Annotated in this window: 8 protein-coding genes and 1 pseudogene; 6 read left to right on the top strand and 3 right to left on the bottom strand. The window is 67.1% G+C overall.

All coding sequences use genetic code 11. From position 1 onward, the window contains the following. Positions 1–900: pseudogene (locus tag BRAS3809_RS08825) on the bottom strand (AAA family ATPase); the annotation flags it as partial. A 166-nt stretch (positions 901–1,066) separates the two neighbouring features. Next, the gene (locus BRAS3809_RS08820; RefSeq protein ID WP_240535630.1) at positions 1,067–2,638 is read right to left on the bottom strand and encodes a flavin monoamine oxidase family protein; all 1,572 of its coding nucleotides are present in this window, start codon (positions 2,636–2,638) and stop codon (positions 1,067–1,069) included. A 174-nt stretch (positions 2,639–2,812) separates the two neighbouring features. Here BRAS3809_RS08820 and BRAS3809_RS08815 point away from each other — a divergent pair, with 174 nt between their 5' ends. The 6 genes from BRAS3809_RS08815 (at position 2,813) to BRAS3809_RS08795 (ending at position 6,741) form a co-directional block, all read left to right on the top strand. After that, positions 2,813–3,217, top strand: a complete 405-nt coding sequence (locus BRAS3809_RS08815) for a nuclear transport factor 2 family protein (protein ID WP_035655805.1) — start codon at positions 2,813–2,815, stop codon at positions 3,215–3,217. A 166-nt stretch (positions 3,218–3,383) separates the two neighbouring features. Next, positions 3,384–3,755 (top strand): hypothetical protein, encoded by a 372-nt coding sequence (locus BRAS3809_RS08810; RefSeq protein WP_008961737.1) that lies wholly within the window; start codon positions 3,384–3,386, stop codon positions 3,753–3,755. A gap of 2 nt (positions 3,756–3,757) precedes the next feature. After that, positions 3,758–4,276, top strand: a complete 519-nt coding sequence (locus BRAS3809_RS08805) for a hypothetical protein (RefSeq protein ID WP_008961736.1) — start codon at positions 3,758–3,760, stop codon at positions 4,274–4,276. A gap of 92 nt (positions 4,277–4,368) precedes the next feature. Further along, positions 4,369–4,530, top strand: coding sequence for a hypothetical protein (locus BRAS3809_RS36530; RefSeq protein ID WP_170323267.1), 162 nt, complete (start codon positions 4,369–4,371; stop codon positions 4,528–4,530). Positions 4,531–4,577: 47 nt separating this feature from the next. Then, positions 4,578–5,165, top strand: a complete 588-nt coding sequence (locus BRAS3809_RS08800) for a cysteine dioxygenase family protein (RefSeq protein WP_008961735.1) — start codon at positions 4,578–4,580, stop codon at positions 5,163–5,165. Beyond that, complete coding sequence (locus BRAS3809_RS08795; protein WP_008961734.1) at positions 5,125–6,741, top strand: rhodanese-like domain-containing protein; 1,617 nt, start codon at positions 5,125–5,127, stop codon at positions 6,739–6,741. Before BRAS3809_RS08800 ends, BRAS3809_RS08795 begins: the two co-directional genes overlap by 41 nt. Before the next feature lie 31 nt (positions 6,742–6,772). Here the strand turns inward: BRAS3809_RS08795 and BRAS3809_RS08790 are convergent. Beyond that, the coding region (locus BRAS3809_RS08790; RefSeq protein ID WP_035655799.1) for an ATP-binding protein at positions 6,773–9,323 on the bottom strand (2,551 nt) is incomplete at its 5' end.

Here is a 9,323-nt window from a genome sequence, read left to right as displayed (position 1 = left end):
GTACGGGTGGACGGGGATCTTGCAGAACACGCCCTTCGGGATCGCCGCCCGGGATTCCTCGACCTCCTGCTCGGCATCGTAGAGGTTGCTCTTGGCGGCCTTGCGCAGATACGGACCGAGAATGTCGCCGGTGACCTCCAGCGTCAGCGCGCGCTCGGTCAGGATGCCCTCGTCGTTGACCAGCCGCGCGCTGCCGCCGCCCGACGACAGCACGATGACATCCTTGCGCGACCAGTCCATGTCGCGATGCGATGCGTTCGGGTCGTCGGCGAAGAAGCCGATGCCGCGCCCTGAGAACTGCGCGCCGTAACGGCCGCGCCAGGCGAAATAGCGCTCCGCGGTCTCGTCATGCGCAGCGATCAGCTCAGGCGTCTCCTTGAGAAAGCCCTTGGCGGCGAAGATCTCGGCCACAGTCCGGCCGACGATGTCGCCCGTGGAGATGCGCAAGGTCGATGTCGTGATCGCGCCCTTGGCGTTGGCCTTGAGCTCGATGAAGACGCGGCCGGCCTCGTCGTTCGACGGCGCGGTGTAGTCGAGGCGCGTGACGACATAGGGCAATGGCCGGCTGGCGACATTGGCGGTGAACATCCAGCCGCGGATCGCGCCGGAGATCAGGTAACGGACAATGGCCGGCAGGACCTGCTCCAGCTCGTGCTCGGCGAAGCGCGTGCCGGAATCGTTGAAGGCGCGCTGCAGCGTCGCGATATGCGCCGCACGGGCGTGCCATTCCGGACCGGCCTGCTGATAATAATCACGCAGGCCATCGAGCTCCGCAGTCGCGAGCTGCGCGAGGTTGAGCTCGACCTTGTCGCCGAAGCGCAGCTGATCCTTGAGGGAGGTGAGATGCGGGAAAGCGGCCGTAAAAGCCTCGATCGCCGGACGATCAATCTGCAGCTTCATCGGAGCTCACTCATTGCTTGGCCATGCTTCGAGACGCCCGCCTTCCGCGGACTCCTCTGGATCAGGATCTGTCCGCGGGGACGACGTCGACCCTCATGGTGACGAGCGCCGCATGCGGCGCGTCTCGAACCATGAGGCCATTTGACGCCGACAGACGTCAGACGTCTCACGACGACACGCTCGTCGGCTGACGCAGCGCATCGCCCTTCGCCAGCAGCAGGCGGTTGGCGGCGAGCGAGAACTCCTGCCAGGCGGCGGCGATGTCGCGCAGGATGGCCTGAACATAGTCCTTCGACGGCTTGTGCTCGAACGGGAAGTTCGACAGCGCGCAGGAGGTGCGGTTGTAGGCGATGGCATCGTCGAGCAGGGACTGCATGACGTCGCGGAACGGCTTCTGGATCTCCGGCATCAGCGCCGAACGTCCGCGCTCGACCGCGACGTCGCGCATGTCGAAGGTCAGCGCATCCAGCACCTGCAGCGCCGCCGCGAACACCTGCTCCATCGCACCGAGAGCCGCGAGCTGCGTCAGCTGCTCGCGCTGCTGCGTGGCGAGGCTGCGGTTGAGCCGCTGCCGGTAGTCGTCGAACGCCGCATCGCGTTGCGCGGCGACCCAGGAGCCGAACCAGGCGAGGCTCGCGGCGTTGCCCGACACCTCCTCCCCGATCGCCGCAATGCGCCCGGCCGGCGGCTCGGTGGCGGCGCGGGCGAGCGCGCGCTCGATGCGCCTCGCGGCATTCACGGCGCCTTCGAGATAGCCGGCGGCGTGGCTCGCGGTCTCGGCGCCGCCGAGATGCAGCCGGCCGTCCCACAGCGCCCGCCGCAGCATCGGGTTGGCGATCTCGCTGTGCTCGCCGCGCGGCGTGGTGCGGTCCAGCGCGCTGCAGGTGAAGCGCTCGGTCGCCCAGTCCTGATAATGCTGCTCGCCGCCGTCCAGCGCGGCGCCGAACAGCTGCACCATCTGGCTGTCCATCAGCATCGGCAGGCCGACATTGAAGGCCTCGCGCAGGTCCGGCGGAAACGCCAGGAAGCCGCCGAGCGCGGCGCGGTCGCCGCCCTCGTCACAGGCGTCGTAGATCTCGCCGATGACGGCCTGCTCATGGCTGACGAAGGCGTTGCCCGACTGGCCCTTGTCGCGCCAATGCGCCTGGTCATAGGCGATCACGACCTTGGCCTGCGCCGCCATCCAGGTCTCGGCATTGCGCATCGCCTCGAAGGTCGCATCGTCGAGCGCCGGGAAGAAGCCGACATGATCGATCAGCAGCCGCGGCGGGAGCGCCAGCACGGCGCGTTTCGCCTCGATCGCGACCGACTCGGTCTCGGTGGCGAAGATCAGCCGCACATGGCTGCCGCAATCGACGATGCGCATCAGCTCATGGCCGAGATGGATGGCTGTCGGCGGCAGCTTGCGCGCCAGCGCCTCGATCAGACGGGACATGCCGCCGGCGAGCCGTCGCGCGCCCTGATGGATCGGCGGACCATTGACCGGCTCGGCCGCCTTGTCGGCCTCCTTGAGGTGCAGCACCGTGCCGCCATCATGCTGGGCGAAATGCGACAGGCCGAGCTCGGTGATCAGGCCGGTCAGCAGCGGCTGGGTCTCGGGCCAGAACCAGGTCGGCCCGAGGTCCAGCGCCAGCCCGCTTCTGCTCTTGGCGGACAGCACCCGCCCGCCGAGGCGATGTCGGGCTTCGAACAAGGCAAAGGTGCCGCCGCGCTGCTGCAGGCTGCGCGCGAGTCTCATTCCGCACAATCCGCCGCCGACAATGGCTGTTTCAAGCATGACAAGACCTCGGTTGACGCGTTGCGATGTCATCTCGACGAGGTCTTGCAAGAAGCTTGCAAGTTTTTGCGGACGCCGCGTGTGCGGTTCCAAACATTGCTTGATTTTCGCAGGCGATTGGCTCACCCCATGGCGATGAGCGACGAGAGCCAGATCCTGGCCGCCAATGCGGCCTTCTACGCAGCCTTCGCGGCCGGCGACTTCGCCGCGCTCGCGGCGCTCTGGGCCGATCGCGACGGCATCTCCTGCATTCATCCGGGGTGGCCGGCGATCGTCGGCCGCGCCGCCGTGATCGGCAGCTGGCGCGACATCCTGGCCAATCCCGCGCGCCCGCAGATCGTCTGCGCCGATCCTCACGCGATCGTGGATGGCGATCACGGTCACGTGCTGTGCATCGAGCTGGTCGACGGTGCCGCGCTCGCCGCCGCCAATCACTTCGCGCGCATCGGCGGCTTCTGGCGCATGGTGCACCACCAGTCCAGCGCGATCGCGCAGATGGCCGCTCCGCACGACGACCCGGACGGACACCGCCTGCACTAGGCGTCCCCGATATCTGGCACGAAATTTGATCTGCTCTCCCTCACCGGCAGCAATGTCGGGGATTGTTGAATTTCGTCGCGTCGGATTCGGTCCAACTCTCCGTATTCGCGCGGGTCATTTGCCGGTGCCCAGCAGCGCCGTGCGGATGCGGACGGGAGACACGGAGATGGCACGATTACTGACCGCCTATCTGAAGCGCAGCGACGTGCCGTCGCGCGCAGCGCTGCAGCAGGCGATTGATCGGCTGCCCTTCGCACTGACGCTCGACGAGGGCTACGTGCCGCTGCAGACCTCCGGCTACCTGCCCTGCACGCTGGACGGCGAAGACGCGGGCTTCGATCTGCGCTTTGCCGATGCCCGCGCGGATGCGCGCGACCTCGTGATGACATTCAAATGGGGCGGCGATCCGCGCGAAGAAGCCGCTGCGCTCGCCGTCTGCGCCGCGCTCGCCGAGACGTTCGGCGCGATCGTCGAACGCGACGGCCTACAGCTTTCATCAGTCCACATGCTCGAACAGGCGAAGGGAGCACTGGTATGAACATGACGGCTCCACTTCAACCGACCGCGATCCATGCCGTCCCGGCCGAGCTCGGCGAATGCGGCTTCCGGCTGCTGATGATCCGGCAGTTCAATGTCGGCGCGGTGCCGCCGGCGTTTGCGATCATCGACCAGCGCGTGATGCGCATGCCGCAGCGGCTCGGCCGCCACGGCGTCTCGTTCGCCGCGACGTTCCTGCCCGAGGTGATGGAATGGCTGATCGATCATCTCGGCCGGCCGTCGCTGCATGACGAGACCGGCCGCTCCTCCCGCAATCCGCGCTGGCCCGTCGTGTGCTGGCACGACCGCGAGCGCTACTGGCCGAGCGGCGCGGTGACCGTCGAATGGTTTGCCGAGGTGGCATTCCAGGATCACTCCTCGTGGCTGGCGTTCCGCACCCATTGGCACGACAGCCTGACGGGGCGGATGGCCGATGGCGACACATCCAGCGGAGAAGCCGAGCAATGCTGCGAGCCCGACGCAGAAAAGGAATTTGCCGACGCGGCGTTTCAGCGAGCATGATTTGTCAAACTGAGTTCGCGCCGCGCTCGCCGCTGTTCGACGAGAGGCGCGGCATGTTAGCTTTCAGGCGGTGAAATCGCGCGGAGGCCGTCATGCGCTACGTCTCATGGTTCCGAGGCTGGCTCGGTCATTTGCTGCCGCAACAGCCGCATGAGGCCGGCGGTATCAGGCGCGATCTGGTCGTGCGGCGCCGGGGGCCCGAGCTTTCGAGCGAGGACCTGTTCTACATCGCGATGCTGGGCCCGCACGTCTGAGCGAGCATCCGCGTTCTTCGTCCTCCAACCCACGATATGAGTCCGACATGACCGACATCGCGCGTCTCCGCGACTTCGTCGCCGGGACGGCACGGCTCGTCGCAAGCACGGCAACAGAGCCTGAGCTGCTTGCGGCCCTTTCGCCCAGTCTGAAAGACCTCGTCGCGCACGACGATTGGCTGCCCGACGCCTACGCCGCGGCCGACGGCCACCGCTACCGGCAATACCTGCTCTATGCCGATCCGCTCGAGCGCTTCTCGATCGTCAGCTTCGTCTGGGGTCCCGGACAAGGGACGCCAGTGCACGATCATCGCGTCTGGGGGCTGGTCGGCGTGCTGCGCGGCGAGGAACTTGCGGTGAGCTATGCGCGGCAGCCGGACGGGCGCCTGCAGGCAGGGCCTCCGGAGCGGCTGCGGGCTGGACAAACCGCCGCGGTATCGCCAAGGATTGGCGACATCCACGCCATCTCCAACGGCCTGGCGGACCGCTCCTCGATCAGCATCCACGTCTATGGCGGCAATATCGGCCGCATCAATCGCGCGGTGTATGATCCGGACACCGGCGACGCCCAGGACTTCATTTCCGGATATTCGAATGACAGCGTCCCCAACCTCTGGCCCGACCGCACCGCCTGACGGCTTCAGCACCATCACCCCGGCCGAGCTGCGGCGGCGCTGGCGCGCGAGCGAAGAGGTGGCGCTGCTCGACGTTCGCGAGGAAGGCCCCTACTCGCTGTCGCATCCGTTCTTCGCGGTGTCGCTGCCGCTGTCGCAGATCGAGCTGCGCATCCTCGACCTGATCCCGCGGCTGAGCGCGCCGATCGTGGTCTATGACGACGGCGAAGGTTATGCGGCGCGCGCCGTGCCGCGCATCCGCGCGCTCGGCTATTCCGATGTCGCCGTCCTCGAGGGCGGGCTGGCGGGCTATGCCCGCGTCGGCGAGGTGTTTCGCGACGTCAACGTGCCGAGCAAGGCCTTCGGCGAGCTGGTCGAGGCCATCAGGCATACGCCTTCGCTGTCGGCCGACGAGGCCAAGGCCCTGATCGAGCGCGAGAGCGACCTCGTGGTGCTCGACGCCCGACGCTTCGAGGAATACCGAACGATGAGCATCCCGCGCGGGGTGAGCGTGCCCGGCGGCGAGCTGGCGTTCCGCGCGCGCGAGATCGCGCCGTCGCCGGACACCACGATCATCGTCAACTGCGCCGGCCGCACCCGCTCGATCATCGGCACGCAGTCGCTGATCAATGCGGGCCTGCGCAACAAGATCTACGCGCTGCGCAACGGCACGATCGGCTGGACGCTCGCCGGCCACAAGGTCGAGCGCGGCAACACCGCCCGCTTCCTGGAGCGGCCGCAGGCGAGCTACACGGCGGCGCTGGCCGACGCCAAGGCCTGGGCCGAGCGGGTCGGCGTCAAGGTGCTGGATGCCGCGACCTTCGCGCGCCATCGGGACGAGGCCGACACGCGCACGCTGTATTGCCTCGACGTGCGCACGCCCGAGGAATATGCCGCGGGCCATCCGGCGGGTTTCGCATCGGCGCCGGGCGGCCAGCTGGTGCAGGCGACCGACGAATGGGTCGGTGTGCGCGGCGCGCGCCTGGTGCTGTTCGACGACGACGGCGTACGCGCGCGCATGACGGCGTCATGGCTGACGCAGATGGGCTGGGACGCCGCCATCGTCGGCCCCGACGTGGTTGCGCCGACCGAGGTCGAGCCACGCGCACCGCGGCGACCGCCGCTGCCGGACATCGGCGCCGCCGCGATCGACGTCGCGGAGCTCGTTGCACGGGCCGCCGGGTGGACGATCGTCGATCTCACCCGAAGCCCCGGCTACAAGTCCGGACACATTCCAGGAGCGCATTTCGTGCTGGCGTCGCGCTTCGCCGCGGATCTTGCGCGGCTGCCCGGCGACGGCGGACTTGTGCTGACCAGCAGCGACGGCGCCGAGGCGACGTTCGCACTCGCCGATGCCCGGACCGCGACATCGCGCGAGCTCCGCGTGCTCGACGGCGGCACGCGGGCGTGGACGTCGGCGGGGCATGCTCTGGAGGCGGATCGACAGTCGTGGATCTCGACGCCCGACGACGTCTACAAGCGTCCCTACGAAGGCACCGACAATGCCGCCGAGGCGATGCAGGCCTATATCGACTGGGAGCTGCAGCTCGTCGCCCAGCTCGCCAACGATTCCGTGTCGAACTTCCACGTCGTATAGTTGCGAAACCCGGACCGACGCGACACCTGGTTCAGGAGACGGACAGCTCCAGGCTGGCGTCGCCCGGCTGCAGCGGCGGCGAAGCCACCTGCCGCGGCGGCGCCCAGCGCCGGATGGCGGCGAACAGCAAAGGCGGCTGGATCGGCTTGGTGACGTAGTCGTTCATGCCGGCCGCGAGATAGGTCTCGCGCTGTCCGACCAGCGCATTCGCCGTCAGTGCGATGATCGGCACCTGGGCCTCCGGGCCCGTCAGCTGGCGGATCGCCTTGGTGGCCGAGATACCGTCCATCTCCGGCATCTGCACATCCATGAGCACCAGATCGTAGCGCCGCTCGGACACCGCCGCGACGGCCTTGGCGCCGTTGACGACGATGGTGGGCTTGAAGCCCTGCTTGACCAGCAGGCTCGAGATCAGCGTCGCGATGATCGGACTGTCCTCGGCAACCAGGATGTCGAGTTCCCGCTCGGTCGGATCCACGGCCGGCTCGGCGGCGGCCACGGGCGCCACGCCCCGCGGGCAGGTCAGATCGATCCAGAAGCGGCTGCCGCGGCCCGGCTCGCTTTCGACGCCGATGGTGCCGCCCATGGCAGCACAGAGCTGTTTGCAGATCGCGAGCCCGAGACCGCTGCCTCCATATTTGCGCGAGATCGACGTGTCCGCCTGCACGAACGGATCGAAGATCTGCGCCTGGATCTCGGGCGACATGCCGATGCCGGTATCGATCACCTCGATCCGCAGACCGACCGTGCCATCATCATGATCGTGGTGCGCGGCCCGCACCTCGATCGAACCCTGCTCGGTGAACTTGATGGCGTTCGACACGAGGTTCAGCACCACCTGCCGGATCCGCGTCGGATCGCCCTTGAGGAACTGCGGAAGTCCCGGAGCGAGGCTGGCCCTGAGATCGACGCTCTTCTTCCTCGCCCGCTCTTCCATGAACGAGACCGCACTCTCGAGGACGGTCGAAAGGTCGAAATCGATCGATTCCGATTGCAGCCGGCCGGCTTCCAGCTTCGAGAAGTCGAGAATATCGTTGATGACCTCGAGCAGCAGGTCCGCGGACTCCTTGGCCAGAACGGTATAGCGCTTCTGCTCTTCCGTCAGCGGCGTGCCGCGCAGCAGGTCGACCATGCCGACCATGCCGCTGAGCGGCGTTCTGATCTCGTGACTCATGATCGCGAGGAAGTCGCTCTTGGCGCGGTTGGCGGCCTGGGCGGCGTCGCGCGCCGCGCGCAGTTCGGCTCCCGTCGCCTCCAGCTCCCGCTTCTGGTCCTCGAGGTCGGAGCGGATGGCCTGCACGTAAGCGAGCTTCTGCTCGAGCTGCGCCTGAACCGTCTTGAATGCGGTGATGTCGGTGCGCAGCCCGACGAAGCCGCCGTCTGACGTCCGGTGGTCGACACTCTGGATCCAGCGTCCGCTCGGCTCGCGATGCTCGACGGCCTTGCTGCCGGCCAGATGCCGCTTGACCTTCTTGCGCAGCCAGTCCTCGAAATCCGCGCCCTTCGGACTGATGAGTCCGATCTCATGGGCCTTGCGAAACAGATCCTGGTAGGTGATGCCGGGATGCATCAGCGCGGCCCAGGCCGGAAACATCTCGCGGAAATGCGTATTCGACATCACGAACTTGTCGTCCTTGTCGAACAGCACGAACCCCATGGTCAGCGCCTCGATCGCATCCACCAGGCGCAGCCTGGATTCCTCCGCGATGGTCTCGGCCGTCTTTCGCTCGGTGACGTCCTGAATGATCCCGAAATAATGCCTGCCGTCGCCCTGGCCGCGCGGGCTGGCCTCCATCAGCACCCACCGCACTTCGCCGTCCGGCCGGATGATGCGGAATTCATGGGTATATCCGGACGACGTTTCGCGAGCCGCCTCGCGCGCCCGAAGATAGCCCACGACATCGTCGGGGTGGACCAGATCCAGCATCGTCTCGAACGGAACGTTGGGGCTGGGTGGCAGACCGGTGATGTCGAACAGCTGCTGCGACCACACCGCCGTTTCGCGGCTGGGATCGGTGACCCAGTGCCCGAGCTTGCCGATGCGCTGCGCCTCGAGCAGACGCTCGCTCTGCTCCGCGAGCAGCGCGTTCTGCTTGGCGAGAAGATCTTCGGAGGCCTTCATGCCGCGAACCCTGCGGCCCACCAGCACGATCAACGACAAGATGCCGGCAACGGCGGCAGCCGTCCCGAACATCAGGATCACGGCGTCGCGCCGCCATGACCCATGGACGGCGTCTTCTGTCATCGTTGCGGAGATCTTCAGCGGAAAGCCCGCCACATCGTGCACGGCCACGTGCTTGTAGCTGCCCTGGACACCGATATTCCAGACCGCCGTGCGGCCCGTATTCGCTCTCGCATAGTGGTGCCCGATCATCTCGTCCGCGAACGGGTATCGCGCCAGCATCATTCCGTCGTTGCGCAGCAGGGAGATCGATCCGCCTTGCTGAATTCCGATGTTCTCGTACAGCCGTGTGAAATAGACAAGGCGGACCCCGGCACTCAGGATGCCGGCAAAATTGCCTTTGGAATCGGTGAGCCGCCGGGCCATCTGCATGACCCACGATCCGTCCAGGCGATTGCGC

The organism is Bradyrhizobium sp. STM 3809 (assembly GCF_000239795.1).
Classification (GTDB): Bacteria; Pseudomonadota; Alphaproteobacteria; order Rhizobiales; family Xanthobacteraceae; genus Bradyrhizobium.
Note: the sequence above shows the minus strand (reverse complement) of the source record. Positions and strands in the feature narration are given on the sequence as shown.

Coding starts and splice junctions, on each gene's coding strand:
- BRAS3809_RS36530 (WP_170323267.1), top strand. CDS start 4,369: ATGCGCTACGTCTCATGGTTCCGAGGCTGGCTCGGTCATTTGCTGCCG.
- BRAS3809_RS08795 (WP_008961734.1), top strand. CDS start 5,125: ATGACAGCGTCCCCAACCTCTGGCCCGACCGCACCGCCTGACGGCTTC.
- BRAS3809_RS08805 (WP_008961736.1), top strand. CDS start 3,758: ATGACGGCTCCACTTCAACCGACCGCGATCCATGCCGTCCCGGCCGAG.
- BRAS3809_RS08815 (WP_035655805.1), top strand. CDS start 2,813: ATGAGCGACGAGAGCCAGATCCTGGCCGCCAATGCGGCCTTCTACGCA.
- BRAS3809_RS08820 (WP_240535630.1), bottom strand. CDS start 2,638: ATGAGACTCGCGCGCAGCCTGCAGCAGCGCGGCGGCACCTTTGCCTTG.
- BRAS3809_RS08800 (WP_008961735.1), top strand. CDS start 4,578: ATGACCGACATCGCGCGTCTCCGCGACTTCGTCGCCGGGACGGCACGG.
- BRAS3809_RS08810 (WP_008961737.1), top strand. CDS start 3,384: ATGGCACGATTACTGACCGCCTATCTGAAGCGCAGCGACGTGCCGTCG.